The sequence below is a fragment of the Duganella sp. BJB1802 genome (assembly GCF_013369445.1).
GTDB classification, from domain to species: domain Bacteria; phylum Pseudomonadota; class Gammaproteobacteria; order Burkholderiales; family Burkholderiaceae_D; genus Rugamonas; species Rugamonas vulcania_A.
In genome coordinates, this window is the sequence record NZ_JABWEF010000003.1 from 156976 (window position 1) to 172075 (window position 15100).

15 protein-coding genes are annotated in these 15100 nt (G+C 63.7%); 10 read left to right on the forward strand and 5 right to left on the reverse strand.

The features are described 5' to 3' along the window. Positions 1-166 precede the first annotated feature (166 nt). The 3 genes from HUX88_RS06095 to HUX88_RS06105 all read left to right on the forward strand — a co-directional run bounded on the left by HUX88_RS06095 (position 167) and on the right by HUX88_RS06105 (position 4549). Positions 167-1456 (forward strand): HlyC/CorC family transporter, encoded by a 1290-nt coding sequence (locus HUX88_RS06095; RefSeq protein WP_117013062.1) that lies wholly within the window; start codon positions 167-169, stop codon positions 1454-1456. Between the two features lie 118 nt (positions 1457-1574). After that, the gene (gene pilB / locus HUX88_RS06100; protein WP_176361179.1) at positions 1575-3314 is read left to right on the forward strand and encodes a type IV-A pilus assembly ATPase PilB; all 1740 of its coding nucleotides are present in this window, start codon (positions 1575-1577) and stop codon (positions 3312-3314) included. Between the two features lie 11 nt (positions 3315-3325). Beyond that, a complete protein-coding gene (locus tag HUX88_RS06105; RefSeq protein ID WP_117013060.1) occupies positions 3326-4549 on the forward strand; it encodes a type II secretion system F family protein in 1224 nt (407 codons plus the stop codon). Here HUX88_RS06105 and HUX88_RS06110 read toward each other — a convergent pair. Continuing rightward, positions 4527-4868: a hypothetical protein gene (locus HUX88_RS06110; protein ID WP_147330378.1), complete on the reverse strand. Its 342-nt coding sequence runs from the start codon at positions 4866-4868 to the stop codon at positions 4527-4529. The two genes, HUX88_RS06105 and HUX88_RS06110, sit on opposite strands and share 23 nt — an antisense overlap. 162 nt (positions 4869-5030) lie before the next feature. On the opposite strand from HUX88_RS06110, the gene HUX88_RS06115 reads away from it, so the two are divergent. The 4 genes from HUX88_RS06115 (at position 5031) to yacG (ending at position 7556) form a co-directional block, all read left to right on the forward strand. Further along, on the forward strand, positions 5031-5906 hold the full coding sequence (locus HUX88_RS06115; protein WP_117013058.1) for an A24 family peptidase: 876 nt from the start codon (positions 5031-5033) through the stop codon (positions 5904-5906). 7 nt (positions 5907-5913) lie between these two features. Next, positions 5914-6552, forward strand: a complete 639-nt coding sequence (coaE, locus tag HUX88_RS06120; protein ID WP_117013057.1) for a dephospho-CoA kinase — start codon at positions 5914-5916, stop codon at positions 6550-6552. Positions 6553-6617: 65 nt separating this feature from the next. Then, positions 6618-7373: a cell division protein ZapD gene (gene zapD, locus HUX88_RS06125; protein WP_117013056.1), complete on the forward strand. Its 756-nt coding sequence runs from the start codon at positions 6618-6620 to the stop codon at positions 7371-7373. Between the two features lie 9 nt (positions 7374-7382). Then, positions 7383-7556, forward strand: coding sequence for a DNA gyrase inhibitor YacG (gene yacG / locus HUX88_RS06130; RefSeq protein ID WP_090316479.1), 174 nt, complete (start codon positions 7383-7385; stop codon positions 7554-7556). Between the two features lie 57 nt (positions 7557-7613). Here yacG and HUX88_RS32120 read toward each other — a convergent pair whose 3' ends face one another. The 4 genes from HUX88_RS32120 to argJ all read right to left on the reverse strand — a co-directional run bounded on the left by HUX88_RS32120 (position 7614) and on the right by argJ (position 10950). After that, on the reverse strand, positions 7614-8291 hold the full coding sequence (locus HUX88_RS32120; protein WP_229213531.1) for a PEP-CTERM sorting domain-containing protein: 678 nt from the start codon (positions 8289-8291) through the stop codon (positions 7614-7616). Positions 8292-8433: 142 nt separating this feature from the next. Beyond that, positions 8434-8841 carry an NUDIX domain-containing protein gene (locus HUX88_RS06140; RefSeq protein WP_117013055.1) on the reverse strand — a complete coding sequence of 136 codons (408 nt, stop codon included), beginning with the start codon at positions 8839-8841 and terminating at the stop codon, positions 8434-8436. Then, positions 8838-9710, reverse strand: a complete 873-nt coding sequence (locus tag HUX88_RS06145) for an ATP-binding protein (RefSeq protein WP_176361180.1) — start codon at positions 9708-9710, stop codon at positions 8838-8840. The genes HUX88_RS06140 and HUX88_RS06145 overlap by 4 nt, the downstream gene beginning before the upstream one ends. Position 9711: 1 nt before the next feature. Next, on the reverse strand, positions 9712-10950 hold the full coding sequence (gene argJ / locus HUX88_RS06150) for a bifunctional glutamate N-acetyltransferase/amino-acid acetyltransferase ArgJ (RefSeq protein ID WP_117013053.1): 1239 nt from the start codon (positions 10948-10950) through the stop codon (positions 9712-9714). 380 nt (positions 10951-11330) lie between these two features. On the opposite strand from argJ, the gene HUX88_RS06155 reads away from it, so the two are divergent. From HUX88_RS06155 to HUX88_RS06165, 3 genes are all read left to right on the forward strand, one after another. Continuing rightward, on the forward strand, positions 11331-12545 hold the full coding sequence (locus HUX88_RS06155; protein ID WP_117013052.1) for a porin: 1215 nt from the start codon (positions 11331-11333) through the stop codon (positions 12543-12545). 15 nt (positions 12546-12560) lie between these two features. Continuing rightward, positions 12561-12962, forward strand: a complete 402-nt coding sequence (locus HUX88_RS06160) for a hypothetical protein (RefSeq protein ID WP_117013051.1) — start codon at positions 12561-12563, stop codon at positions 12960-12962. Between the two features lie 72 nt (positions 12963-13034). After that, a complete protein-coding gene (locus tag HUX88_RS06165; RefSeq protein WP_229213125.1) occupies positions 13035-15038 on the forward strand; it encodes an ATP-binding protein in 2004 nt (667 codons plus the stop codon). The last annotated feature ends 62 nt before the right edge of the window (positions 15039-15100 follow it).

Genomic DNA, 15100 nt, shown 5'->3' on the forward strand with positions numbered 1-15100 from the left:
CTACGGCAGAGCTCGTGTCCGAATGTCAGACTTGACCCCAACTTGCATGGAAGCCAAGCTTGCCTTAGAATTCGACACTCTGTGGCCGCGTTTTGGGCCATGCCGTCTGGGCCGGTGCTGTGATCAGGCCGACCAGTTTCCCACGCAAGATTCTTTACGGTGACCCTTGGATACCGTGCCGTTTTGGGCGCAATTTCTGGCGCTCGCCCTCCTGATACTGTGCTCGGCCTTCTTCGCCATGGCCGAAACCGCCCTGATGGCGGCCAACCGCTATCGCCTGCGCCATATGGCCAAACGCGGCAGCCGCCGCGCCATCACCACGCTGTGGCTGCTCGACCGCACCGATAAGCTGCTGTCGCTGGTGCTGATCGCCAACACGCTGATCAACGCCATGGCCACCGCCCTGGTCACCGCCATCGCCATCCAGACCTTCGGCCACGACGACAACGTCATCACCATCTCCACCGGCGTGGTGGCCTTCCTGCTGATCGTGTTCGCGGAAATCTCGCCCAAGGTGATCGGCGCCACCTTCCCGGAACGCATCGCCCTGCCCACCAGCATGGTGCTCAAGCCGCTGATGGCGCTGGCCAAGCCGGTGATCTGGTTCGTCAACCTGTTCGTCTCGCTGGTGCTCAAGCTGTTCCGCATCAAGGCCGGCGCCCACGCCCACGAGGCCCGCCTGTCGCCGGAGGAGCTGCGCTCGATCGTGCTGGAGGGCGGCAATTTCATCCCGCAAAAGCACAAGAGCATCCTGCTCAACCTGTTCGACCTGGAGACCATCTCGGTCGAGGACATCATGACGCCCCGCTCGCAGATCGAGGCGCTGAACCTGGAGCTGACGGTCGACGAGATCAAGCGCGAGCTGACCACCTGCTACCACAACAAGCTGCCCGTCTACGAGGGCGAGATCAACCGCATCATCGGCATCCTGCACGTGCGCAAGGCGGTGGCGCTGCTGAACCAGGAGGACGAGCTGACCGTCGAGCATTTCCGCGCGCTGCTCAGCACGCCCTACTTCATCCCGCAGGACACCGGCGTCTTCACCCAGCTGCAGTACTTCCAGGAGAACAAGGAACGGCTGGGCATCATCGTCGACGAGTACGGCGAGGTGCAGGGCCTGGTCACCCTGGACGATATCATCGAGGAAATGATCGGTGAATTTACGACATCGATGCCGGGCGCGGCCCGCGCGGACAGCTTCGGCTGGACCGAGCAGGGCGAGTGCCTGCTGGAGGGCTCGACCGCGCTGCGCGACATCAACAAGCGCCTCGGCCTGGGCTTCCCGCTGGACGGCCCCAAGACCCTGAACGGCCTGCTGCTGGAACTGTTGCAAGAAATTCCAGACGCGCCCATCAGCATCAAGGTCGCCAACTGCATCATCGAGGTGGTGCAAGTCCACGACCAGGCGATCAAAGTCGTCAAATTGATACGCCCGGGTAGTCGCCGCACGCACTAATCCGGCTGGATATACAACATTGGGGAGTACAATCGTTTCCAAGAAACGACAAACGGCTTTACAAATATGATGCCCTAGAGCATCATTTTACGACGCCCCCCATCCAGCAGACGCATCTATGGCAGCAGTCCTACCGAACGCCGCGCCAGGCGCCCCGATGCCGGGGCTGGCACGGGCATTGATGCAAGCCGGGCGCCTGTCCGCGGCCCAGGCCGAGATGCTGCAAAAAAAATCCGTGGCCGACAAGCTGGCCTTCATCGACGTGCTGCTGGCCAGCGGCGCCATCGACGCCCGCGCGCTGGCCATGTTCTGCTCCGAGACCTTCGCCTATCCGCTGATGGATGTGCAGGCGCTCAACGTCGAGGCGCTGCCGGCCAAGATCATCGACAACAAGCTGATGCAGGCGCAGCGCGTGATCGCGCTGGCCAAGCGCGGCAACAAGATGTCGGTGGCCATTTCCGATCCCACCAACACCCAGGCGCTGGACCAGATCAAGTTCCAGACCGAGTCCACCGTCGAGCCCGTCATCGTGGCGCACGACGCGCTGCTGCAATTGCTGGCGCGCCTGAACAAGAGCAGCGAGCAGGCCATCAGCGACCTGGCCGGCGACGAGTCCGACATCCAGTTCGCCGAGGAGGAGGACGCCTCGGCCGCCGCCAACGCAGCCGCCGAGGCCGGCGCCAACGAGGTCGAGGACGCCCCGGTGGTGCGCTTCCTCAACAAGATGCTGATGGACGCGGTCAACATGGGCGCCTCGGACTTGCACTTCGAACCGTTCGAGAAGTTCTACCGCGTGCGCTTCCGCGTTGACGGCGTGCTGATGGAGCACGCCCAGCCGCCGATCTCGATCAAGGAAAAGCTGGTCTCGCGCATCAAGGTGCTGGCCAAGCTGGACATCTCGGAAAAGCGCATCCCGCAGGACGGCCGCATGCGCCTGATCGTCTCGCCCACCAAGACCATCGACCTGCGCATCTCCACCCTGCCGACGCTGTTCGGCGAGAAGACCGTGATGCGTATCCTCGACGCCACCCAGGCGCAGATGGGCATCGACGCGCTCGGCTACGACCCGGACCAGAAGGAGCTGCTGCTCGACGCCATCCAGCGTCCCTACGGCATGGTGCTGGTGACGGGGCCGACCGGCTCGGGCAAGACGGTCTCGCTGTACACCTGCCTGAACGTGATCAACAAGCCCGGCATCAACATCTCCACCGCCGAGGACCCGGCCGAGATCAACCTGCCGGGCGTGAACCAGGTCAACGTCAACGACAAGGCCGGCCTGACCTTCCCGGTGGCGCTCAAGTCCTTCCTGCGCCAGGATCCGGACATCATCATGGTCGGCGAGATCCGCGACCTGGAGACGGCCGACATCGCCATCAAGGCGGCGCAGACCGGCCACATGGTGTTCTCCACGCTGCACACCAACGACGCGCCGTCGACGCTGACGCGGCTGATGAACATGGGCGTGGCGCCGTTCAACATCGCCTCGTCGGTGATCCTGATCACGGCGCAGCGGCTGGCGCGCCGGCTGTGCACCTGCAAGCAGCCGGTGGAGATCTCGCACGAGCTGCTGCTCAAGGCCGGCTTCAAGGAGCATGAGCTGGACGGCAGCTGGAAGCCCTACGGCCCGGTCGGCTGCGAGCGCTGCAACGGCGGCGGCTACAAGGGCCGGGTCGGCATCTACCAGATCATGCCGATCTCGCCCGCCATCGAAAGCATCATCCTGGCGCACGGTAACTCCATGGAAATCGCCGCCAAGTCGGAAGAGGAAGGCGTGAAGTCGCTGCGCCAGTCCGGGCTGGTGAAGGTCAGGAACGGCTTGACCAGCCTTGAAGAAGTGCTCGGCTGTACCAACGAATAGGAAGCAACGCCATGGCGACTACCGGCAACGCGGGCAACCAGGTCAAGGAATCGATCTTCGCCTGGGAGGGCAAGGACAAGAGCGGCAAGACGGTGCGCGGCGAGCTGCGCGCCGGCGGCGAGGCCGTGGTCAACGTCACCCTGCGCCGCCAGGGCATCATGGTCACCAAGGTCAAGAAGAAGGCCTACCGCAGCGGCAAGAAGATCACCGACAAGGACATCTCGCTGTTCACGCGCCAGCTGGCCACCATGATGAAGGCCGGCGTGCCGCTGCTGCAATCGTTCGACATCGTCGGCAAGGGCCACGCCAATCCGTCGGTGTCCAAGCTGGTGATGGACCTGCGCGCCGACATCGAGACCGGCACCAGCCTCAACCAGGCGTTCCGCAAGTTCCCGCTGTACTTCGATCCGCTGTTCTGCAACCTGGTGGGCGCCGGCGAACAGGCCGGCATCCTGGAGGACCTGCTGACCCGGCTGGCGATCTACAAGGAAAAGACGCTGGCCATGAAGGCCAAGATCAAGTCGGCGCTGATGTATCCGGTGTCCATCCTGGCGGTGGCCTTCATCGTCACGGCGGTGATCATGATCTGGGTGGTGCCGGCGTTCAAGGAAGTGTTCAAGAGCTTCGGCGCCAACCTGCCGGCGCCCACGCTGTTCGTGATGGCGCTGTCGGAATTCTTCGTGGCCTGGTGGTACCTGATCTTCGGCGGCCTGTTCGCGGCGATCTACTTCTTCTTCCGCGCCTGGCAACGCTCGCTGCAGATGCAGCGCTTCATGGACCGCCTGCTGCTGCGCCTGCCCGTGTTCGGCGACGTGATCCGCAAGGCCACCATCGCCCGCTGGACCCGCACCCTGGCCACCATGTTCGCGGCCGGCGTGCCGCTGGTCGAGTCGCTCGATTCGGTGGGCGGCGCGGCCGGCAACGCGGTCTACCTGGACGCCACCCGCAAGATCCAGAACGAGGTCAGCACCGGCACCAGCCTGACGGTGGCGATGCAGAACGCCGAGGTGTTCCCCAACATGGTGACGCAGATGGTGGCCATCGGCGAGGAGTCCGGCTCGCTCGACGCCATGCTGGGCAAGGTGGCCGACTTCTACGAGGAGGAAGTGGACGAAGCCGTGGCCTCGCTGTCGAGCCTGATGGAACCGGCCATCATGGTCATCCTGGGCGTGCTGATCGGCGGCCTGGTGGTGGCCATGTACCTGCCGATCTTCAAGCTCGGTTCGGTGGTCTAGGGCCGTCGTCGGCGGGCGCGCCGCGCAGCGTCAGCATGCGGTCGCGCGCCTCGGCCAGCACCTCGTCCGCCTGGTCGAGGATGGCCTCGATGGTGGCGTGTTCGGCGCTGTCCTCCGGCAGGCGGTGGCTCACGCCCTGGAAGCGCAGGATCAGGCCCTGCAGGTTCTGCAACAGCGTATCCTGCAGGACCAGCGCGGCGCGTTCGCGCTCCGCCATCCGCGCCAGCTGCCGGCGATGGCGGCGCCTGGCGCGCCACACGCAGGCCAGCACCAGGCAGCCCAGCAGGAGCAGCAATAGGGTCTGGGCAAGGCAGGACAAGAACGGACTCCGCGGCACGGGTGGCAGGTTCTCTACCTTGCCTGAGTTCCAACTTGGTTACCATACCCCCAAGGAGGGACTCGATGCCTGAAAAACCGTCCGCAATGTTGCTGTAATGCTTTAATATGGGTCTCTGTGACCATCTACGCGGCCTGACCTCCCATGCTTGAACCGACCCTGTTGTTTGCGCCCGCCGGCCAACTCGCCGTGAGCCTGATCGCCGGCCTGTTCGGCCTGCTGTTCGGCAGCTTCCTGAACGTGGTGATCCACCGCCTGCCGAAGATGATGCAGCGCGAGTCGGACAACTATTGCGCCGTCGAGGCCGGCAAGGACGAACCGCACACCGACCGCTACAACCTGATGGTGCCGCGCTCAGCCTGCCCGCACTGCCAGCACCAGATCACCGCGCTGGAGAACATCCCGGTGCTCAGCTACCTGGTCCTGCGCGGCAAGTGCAGCAACTGCAAGGCGCCGATCTCGGCCCGCTACCCCGCCATCGAAATGTTGACGGCCGCGCTGTCGGCGGTGGTGGTGTGGCACTTCGGCAGCGGCTGGGCCGGCCTGTCCGGCCTGCTGTTCCTGTACCTGCTGATCGCCATGACCTTCATCGACTTCGACACCCAGATGCTGCCGGACGACTTGACCTATCCGCTGATCTGGGCCGGCCTGATCATGAATATCGACGGCACCTTCGTCCCGCTGCGCGACGCCGTCATCGGCGCGGCGGCCGGCTACATGGCGCTGTGGTCCGTCAATTTGCTGTATAAACTGGTGCGTCACCGCGATGGCATGGGCTATGGCGATTTCAAGCTGCTGGCCGCGCTGGGCGCGTGGATGGGCTGGGCGATGCTGCCGGCCATCGTGCTGATGTCCTCGCTGGTAGGCTCGGTGATCGGCATCGCGCTGATGGTCGCCAACCGCCGCGGCTTCGACTACCAGATCCCGTTCGGCCCCTACCTGGCGGCCGCCGGCCTGATCGTCTTCCTGTACCGCGACCCGATCATGGCCTTCACCCGCAACTTCTATCCCTACCTGTAAAGCACCGATGAGCACACTGCCCTTCTCCATCGGCCTGACCGGCGGCATCGGCAGCGGCAAGAGCACGGTGGCCGACTTGTTCGCCGCGCGCGGCGCCAGCATCGTCGACACCGACCAGATCGCCCACAGCCTGACCGCGCCCGGCGGCGCCGCGATGCCGGCCATCGTGGCCGAGTTCGGCCCCGAGTTCGCCGACGCCGCCGGCGCGCTCGACCGCGCCCGCATGCGCGCCCTGGTGTTCGCCGACGCCGGCGCCAAGGCCCGCCTGGAAGCCATCCTGCACCCGCGCATCCGCGACGCCGCGCTGGCCGCCGCCGCCGCCGCGACCGGCAGCTACGTCATCTTCGCCGTGCCGCTGCTGGTGGAATCGGGCACTTGGCGTGCGCGGGTCGCACGCGTACTCGCGGTAGACTGCCCGGAAGAAGTGCAAATCGCCCGCGTCATGGCGCGTAACAATTTGCCGGAAAGCCAGGTCCGCGCCATCATGGCGGCGCAGGCCAGCCGCCAGCAGCGACTGGACGCGGCGGACGACATTATCGAAAACGGCGACGGAATCGAGGCGCTGGCGCCCCAAATCGCCCGTCTGCACGATTTATATCTGGCATTTTCGAAAAGAACGGCAACAATACCTTCGCAACGTTTGTAATTTTGCTTGGCTTGCTTCAAAATCACGGGAATTAATCGCAAGTCCACCTACAGAGGGATGTTATTTTGATTGTCTACGAATATCCTTTCAACGAGCGCATACGCACGTTGTTGCGATTAGAGGATCTGTACGAGAAATTCAAGTTCTTTGTGCACCAAGAACATCCTATGCAGCACCACGTCGCGTTGGCGACCATCTTCGACATGCTGGAGGTGGCCGGCCGCGCCGACCTGAAATCCGATTTGCTGCAGGAACTGGAGCGCCAGCGCCAATCGCTGCTGGGCTACCGCATGAATCCCAACGTCCAGGCGGAAACGCTGGACGCCATCCTGGCCGAGCTCGACGGCGTGAGCAGCGCGCTGGTCGCGGCCCAGGGCAAGACCGGCCAGAACGTGCGCGACAACGAATGGCTGATGAGCATACGCGGCCGCACCATCATTCCCGGCGGCGCCTGCGAATTCGACCTGCCGTCCTACTACGCGTGGCAGAAGCGTCCGGCCGAGCAGCGCTTCAACGACATCGCCGCCTGGTTCGCGCCGCTGGCGCCGCTGTTCGACGCGCTGGGCCTGGTGCTGCGCCTGCTGCGCGATTCCGGCGGCCCGGTCAAGATGATCGCCGTGGCCGGCAGCTACCAGCAGATGTTGCAGGGGAAGGTCTACCAGATGCTGCGGCTGACGCTGGATGAATCGCTGGGCGCGATCCCGGAGATCTCGGCCAACAAGTACATGCTGTGGGTGCGCTTCACCTCGCAGGGCGGCGACCTGAAACCCAAGCCGCTGGAAGATGATGTACCATTCGAGCTCACCCTCTGTAACTTTTAAAGATTGATCATGGCCACCGTAGTTGACTGCCCTACCTGCTCCGCCAAAGTGGAGTGGAAGGAAGAGAATAAATATCGCCCGTTCTGCTCGGAACGCTGCAAGCAAATCGATCTCGGCGCCTGGGCCGAGGAAAAGTACGCCATCCCGGCCGCGCCGCCTAAAGACCCGCTGGAAGAAGAATAATGCCGCCGACGGCAGAACAGCGCCGAACTGCCGTGCTGCCGACGGTGTATAAGCAATTTAATCCCGGCGGCGGCGTGCAGCCACTCCCAACAGGCCAACACCAGCCAACAGCATGCCATATGTTGCGGGTTCCGGGACCGGAAGTGCGCTGACCTTGATACTGTCCACGACGAGCCCGTTATAGCCACCAATCAAGCTGGTGGGAATAGTGCCAGGGGCGGCATTGCGAATACGCAATTCATCAAAATCATTCCCTGAAAAGCCGAGCCAACTCCCGATCGGAACCAAAACACTGCCAGTTTGAACAACAGCCCCCTGATTCACCAGTTCAAAATAGATGGAGTCCGCCTGGTCGCCAAACCCGGATCCGACAATCATGGAGAGGTTTCCGAATTTCCGGCCGGACTCCATTCGCACGTCGGTATAACCCATATCGCCGCCATTTGGATACCACGACTTGCCGTTAGACATGCCGCACTCTATGCCGCATACGCTCGTGATATCAAAACCAGGATTGATCTGGGAGACCACAATCCCGTCTTCAATATGCGTAAAATTAGTGGTGAACCATGGCAAGTCCTCAAAGCCGCTGAAATGGGTCGGCGTCGAGATAAAGTCGCCCGACACGACTGTTGCTGCTTGGGTAGCACCTATCGAGCAGGCTAGCGCTAGTCCCAAAGAAAATTTCCATTTTGACATTTCCCCTCCAGTAATGATATTAAAATGAAATTTCATTATTGCACGATAATTTCATTTTAACCATTACTTGAATGGCGATGATGTTGAATTTGATCCAAGCATTGGCAGTTTCAGTTAGCGGTCCAGCTCCTGCTAACCGGGCGATACCGGCGCATTCCAGCCCGGTGCCACCAGCGCGTCATCGGTCGCCGTAGCGAACCATGTCCAGCCACTCCAGCAGCGGAATGGTGGCCGGCAGCAGCGGCTCGACGCCGACCGCGCCCTGCCATGCGAAGGCCTGGCCCTCCAGGCTTTGCGGCTCGCCGCTCCAGTCGCGGCTGATGAAGAAGTGCAGCCGCACATGCGCGTGCTCGTACACGTGCTCGACGCCGCACCACTCCTCGGCGCTGTTGATGACCAGGCCCAGCTCTTCGACGAACTCGCGCTTCAACGCTTGCAGCACGGTTTCGCCCGGATCGACTTTACCGCCTGGGAATTCCCAATAGCCTTCATACGGCTTGCCGGCCGGACGCTGGCCCAGCAGCACGTCGCCGTTGGGCTTCATCAGGATGCCGACCGCGACGTCCACAGGTCGGGCGCCGCTCATGCCTGCTTCCCGGCGAAGTCCTTGGCGAACTGCCAGGCCACGCGGCCCGAGCGCGAACCGCGCTGCAAGGCCCAGCGCAAGGCGTCGGCGCGCGAAGCCTCGATCTGCGCCTCGGTGCAGCCCAGCGACGACAGCCAGTGGCCGACGATGGCCAGGTAGTCATCCTGCTTGAACGGATAGAACGTCAGCCACAGGCCGAAGCGTTCGGACAGCGAGATCTTCTCCTCCACCGTCTCGCCCGGATGCAGGTCGCCATCCTCGTCGTGCTTGTAGCTCATGTTGTCGGACATACGCTCCGGCATCAGGTGGCGGCGGTTGGAGGTGGCGTAGATCAGCACATTGTCCGACTGCGCCGAGATGCTGCCGTCCAGCGCCACCTTCAGCGCCTTGTAGCCGCTCTCGCCCTCCTCGAACGACAGGTCGTCGCAAAAGATGATGAAGCGCTCCGGCCGCCCCGCCACGATGTCGACGATGTCGGGCAGCTCGGCCAGGTCGGCCTTGTCCACTTCGATCAGGCGCAGGCCGTCCTTGCCGAACTGGTTCAGGCAGGCCTTGATCAGCGATGACTTGCCGGTGCCGCGCGCGCCGGTCAGCAGCACGTTGTTGGCCGGCCTGCCCTGCACGAACTGGCGGGTGTTCTGCTCGATCTGTTCTTTCTGCGGGCCGATGTGCTGCAGGTCGTCCAGCGCGATCGGCGACACGTGCGCGACCGCCTGCAGGTAGCTGGCACCGCCGCCGTTGCGCTTGCGCCAGCGGAAAGCGAAGCCCAGCTTCCAGTCCGGCTCGCGCGGCGCTTGCGGCAGCACCGCCTCCACGCGCGCCAGCAAGGCTTCGGCGCGCACCAGGAATTGTTCGAGAGGGGTCGCCATCTTAGGAACGGTAGTCGGCGTTGATGCTCACATAGTCGTGCGACAGGTCGCAGGTGTAGACCGTGGCAGCAGCCGCGCCGCGCGCCAGCTTGACGCGCACCAGGATCTCGCTCTGCTTCATCACGCGCTGGCCGTCTTCTTCCTTGTAGTCCGGATTGCGGCCGCCGTTCTTGGCCACCCACACGTCGTCCAGGTACAGATTGAGCTGGCTGACATCGAGGTCGTCGACGCCCGCGTAGCCGATGGCGGCCAGGATGCGGCCCAGGTTGGGGTCGGACGCGAAGAACGCGGTCTTGACCAGCGGCGAGTGGCCGATCGAGTAGGCGATCTTGCGGCACTCTTCCACGCTGGCGCCGTCTTCCACGGTGATGGTGATGAACTTGGTCGCGCCCTCGCCGTCGCGCACGATGGCCTGCGCCAGGAACAGCGACAGCTCGGTCACGGCGGCCGCCAGTTCGGCGTATTCCGGCGAGTCCACCGAGTTGATTTCCAGCGTGCCGGCGCCGGTGGCGATCAGCATGAAGGAATCGTTGGTCGAGGTGTCGCCGTCGATGGTGATGCAGTTGAACGACTTGTCCGCCACCTGCTTGACCAGCACGTCCAGCACCGGCTGCGCGACCTTGGCGTCGAACGCCAGGTAGCCCAGCATGGTGGCCATGTTCGGCTTGATCATGCCGGCGCCCTTGCTGATGCCGCTCATGGAGACGGTGTGGCCGCCGATGGTCACGGTGCGCGAGCCGGCCTTCGGCTGCGTGTCGGTGGTCATGATGGCTTCGGCCGCGTTGTACCAGTTGTCGGCCTTCAGGCCGGCCACCGCTTGCGGCAGGCCGGCGATCACCTTGGCGGCCGGCAGCGGCTCCAGGATCACGCCGGTGGAAAACGGCAGGATCTGCGAGGCCTCGCAACCCAGCTGCGCGGCCAGCGCGGCGCAGGTCTCGTTGGCCAGCGACAGACCCAGCTCGCCGGTGCCGGCGTTGGCGTTGCCGGTGTTGATCAGCAGCGCGGCGATTGGCTTGCCGCTTTCCTTGGCGGCCGCCAGGTGGGCCTTGGCGATCTGCACCGGCGCGGCGCAGAAGCGGTTCAGCGTGAACACGCCCGACACGGTGGCGGTCGGCGCCACCTTCATCACCAGCACGTCCTTGCGGTTCGGCTTCTTGATGCCGGCTTCGGCAAAGCCGATTTCGATGCCGGCTACAGGCTTCAGTGCGGAGGCGACGGGCAGAGGGGAATTGACGGCCATATGAGTGTTCTCGTGAGTGGAAAGTGGGAGCCGCTATTGTAATACCTGACGGCCAAAATGGCGCATCGCATCATTGTGACTAACGGTCACCATTCCAACGAGCTTCTGCAAAGCATAATTTATCCTCAAATTTGCTCAAAAAGCACTAGAGAGATATCGTACAACCCCATGAATTTATTGATGAAAACGTTATCTTGATCTGAAAAACTACAACATTTTAGTACGTCCGTTCTAATTTTAAAAAAACCGTTTCATGCCGTACGGAAATTAGTTTAATGTCTAGCCCGAATGCCCCATCCCCGCATGTCTCGAGACAAACAAGGCGACATGATCGCCGAACGCAGTAAACAGCTGACAACAAATCAAAGGATACCGACCACATGAAAAAGAAACTTTTAGTAGCAGCCATTTTCGCCGCCACCGCCGCCATGCAGGCGCAGGCAGCCACCCTGGGCGACGAGAACCTGAGCATCAGCGGCTTCGGCACGCTCGGCGTCGCCAAGAGCAATACCGACCAGGCGCAATTTGCCCGCTACAACCAGGCCGAAGGCGTGGCCGACAAGGCCAAGATCGGCCTCGACACCAACCTGGGCCTGCAAGCGACCTACAAGATCAACGACTGGCTGTCCGGCACCGCGCAGATCCTGACCCGCAAGAACACCAGCCCGACCTTCACCACCGACCTGACCTGGGCCTTCCTGAAAGCCCGCGTCAACGACGAGGTGAGCGTGCGCGTCGGCCGCGTCGTGCTGCCGACCTTCCTGATCTCGGACTACCAGAACGTCGGCTACGCCAACACCATGATGCGTCCGCCGATTGAAATGTACGGCCAGGCGCCGATCGAGAACGTGGACGGCGCGGACATCAACTTCCAGCGCGCCTTCGGCGACTTCAACTTCACCACCCAGGCCTTCGTCGGCGTCAGCCGCGGCAAGCTGTTCGTGCCGACCGGTTCCGGCTCGGTGGCCACCTACCGCGCGCCGGCCGCCGGCATCAGCTTCACCGGCGAATACGGCCCGTTCCTGGTGCGCCTCGGCCACGCCCGCGCCGACCTGAAGATCAACGACCTGGCCCCGATCAACGGCCTGACCGCCCAGTTGTCGCAATTCGGCTTCAAGCAGCTGGCCAATGACATCGGCCTGACCGACGGCAAAAAGATCGCCTTCACCTCGATCGGCGCCACCATGGACTGGCACAACATCGTCGTCCAGACCGAATACGCACAGCGCCGCGCCAAGGAAGCGGTCTACATCCCCGACACCAACGCCTGGTACACCATGGTCGGCTACCGCGTCGGCAAGGTGCTGCCTTACTACGCGCACGCCTCCTACCGCGACGCCGGCAGCTCGGTGACCCCGCCCGCCTCCCTGCCGAAGAACAATCCGCTGGGCGCGGCCGTGTACGGCCTGCTGCCGTCGCCGGAACAATCGTCCGACCTGATCGGCGTGCGCTGGGACTTCGCCAAATCGGTGGCGCTGAAGGTGCAGGCCGACCGCGTCAAGCCCAAGACCAAGGCCGGTTCCCTGATCTTCGTCAAGCCTGGCTTCAGCGGCAACGTCACCGTTGTCGCCGCGGCGCTCGATTTCGTCTTCTAATCCGGAGTCCCACACATGAAAAAAATGATCATCGCCGCGCTGTTGTCGTCGCTGGCCGCGGCCGGCGCCTCGGCGGAAACCGTCGTCATCGTCAGCCAGAAGAATCCGGCGACCCGCATGTTCTCGGAACAGGCATCGCAGTTCTTCCTCGGTAAATCCAACCTGTTCACGCCGGTCGACCAGGCCGAAGGCTCGCACATCCGCGCCGACTTTTACCAGAAGGTGGCGGACAAGGACCCTGCCCAGGTCAAGGCCCTGTGGTCCAAGCTGGTCTTCACCGGCAAGGCCACGCCGCCGAAGGAGTATCCGAACAACGCCGAGGTGAAGAAAGCAGTTGCTGCCGATCCCAAGGCGATCGGTTATATTGACAAGTCGGCAGTGGACGACACCGTCAAAGTGATCCTGACCCTGCCTTAACCTCCAGGTAGCCCTGGCCCCCTGCCGTCCGCGCGACGGCAGGCGCGTGCGCTCCTGGCACCGCCACAAGGAGTGTACGTTTTGAGTCTATCGCTGCGCGCGAAATTTCTGCTGCTGAGCGCCGTCATCCAGGCGCTGGTGGTTGGCCTGCTGATCTGGAACAGCCTGCGCCTGATGAACCACGCCGTCAGCACCAACGCCGAACGCGTCGCCCAGGAATATGCGGTCACGCTCAACCTCTCCCTCAGCCCCTACGCCACGCGCGGCCGCCTGCCCGAACTGACCAACTACCTGGCCGAGATGCTGGCCGATCCCGACGACAGCTTCCTGCGCTACCTGGTCATCCTCGACGAACAGGAACGCACCATCCTCGAAGTGGGCAAGCGCAAGATGCCGCTGCCGGCGATCCTGCGGCAAGGCGAAGGCACCAGCTTCAAAGGCGTGCATACTTTGCTCGACGGCGCCATGCTGCACGCGCGCTCGCCGCTGCTGCTGCGCGACGGCCGCGTGGGCTCCATCAATTTCGGCCTCACCACCAAGGACCTGAAGCAGGCGCGCGACGAGGTGCTGCTGCAGGGCGGCGTGATCTCGCTGGCCGGATTCGCCACCGGCCTGCTGCTGTTCTACGCCTTCACCCATGGCATCGGGCGCCGCCTGAACGCGCTCACCGGCCAGTCGAAGCAGATGGCGCTGGGCGACTACAGCAAGGCGCTGCCGGTCGAGGGGCACGATGAAATCGCCGTCTTCACGCGCGCGCTCAACGCGATGAGCGCGGCGCTGCGCGAACGCATCGCACAGCTGGAGCAATCGCAGCAACGGCTGTCGGAATCGGAGGCGCGCTTCAAGACGCTGTTCGACATGGCGCCGCTGCCGCTCACCGTGTCGGACCGCGACGGCCGCATCGTCGCCGCCAACCGCGCGGTCACGCACACCTTCGGCGCCGGCGCGGCCAAGTTGATCGGCAAGCGCAGCGACGAGGTGCCGTTCTGGGCCAGCACGCTGGAGCGCGACCGCATCTGGAACATCTACAAGACCGACGGCGCGGTGCATGGCGCCATCGCCGGCGTGCTGCTGCCCGATGGCAGCGTGGGCAGCGTGGCGATCTGGTCGTCCTCGCTGACGCTGGACGGCAACGACTCCATCATCTGGGCGCTGCTGGACCTGACCGAGGAACTCAATGCCAAGCGCGAACTGAAAGACCTCAACGTCTCGCTGGAGACGCGCGTGCGCGACCGCTCGGCGGCGCTGGAACGCGCCAACGCGGACCTGAGCGCGGCGCTGGAGACCTTGCAGCACACGCAGCACGACCTGCTGGCGGCAGAGAAGATGGCGTCGCTCGGATCGCTGGTGGCGGGCATCGCGCACGAACTCAATACGCCGATCGGCAACAGCCTGCTGGCATCGACCGCGCTGCGCGACCGCGTGACGGAGTTCGACCGCCACGTGGCGGCCGGCGCGCTGCGGCGTTCGGAGCTGACAGCACATCTGGAGGAGGTGCGGCTGGCCAGCGAGCTCATTTCCGGTTCGCTGCACAAGGCGGCGGAACTGATCTCGTCGTTCAAGCAGATCGCCGTCGACCAGACCAACGACCAGCGCCGCCGCTTCGACCTGCTGTCGGCGGTGCACGACACCATGGCCACCTACATGCCGCGCCTGCGCCGCGCCGAGTGCGAGGTGGTGATGCAGATACCGGAGGGACTGACCTTCGACTCCTATCCCGGCGCCTTGTACCAGGTGCTGAACAACCTGGTCAACAACGCGCTCACGCACGCGTTCGAACAGCGCAAGGGCGGCACCATCACCGTGCGCGCGGAAGCGGTGGACGACGACATCGTGGAGCTGATGTTCAGCGACGACGGCGCCGGCATGCCGGAAGACGTGCTGCGGCGGGTGTTCGATCCCTTCTTCACCACCAAGATGGGCCAGGGCGGGACGGGGCTGGGGATGAACATCGTCTACAACATCGTGACCGGGGTGCTGGGCGGGCGCATCACCATCGATTCGGCGCCGGGCGTCGGCACGGCGGTACGCATGCTGCTGCCGTACTCCGCGCCGCAGCGCGAGGCTGCGCGCTAGGCGGCTTCCGCGTGGTGCCCGCTGACCGCGACCGTGTGACATAAAAAAACCGGAGACTGGCT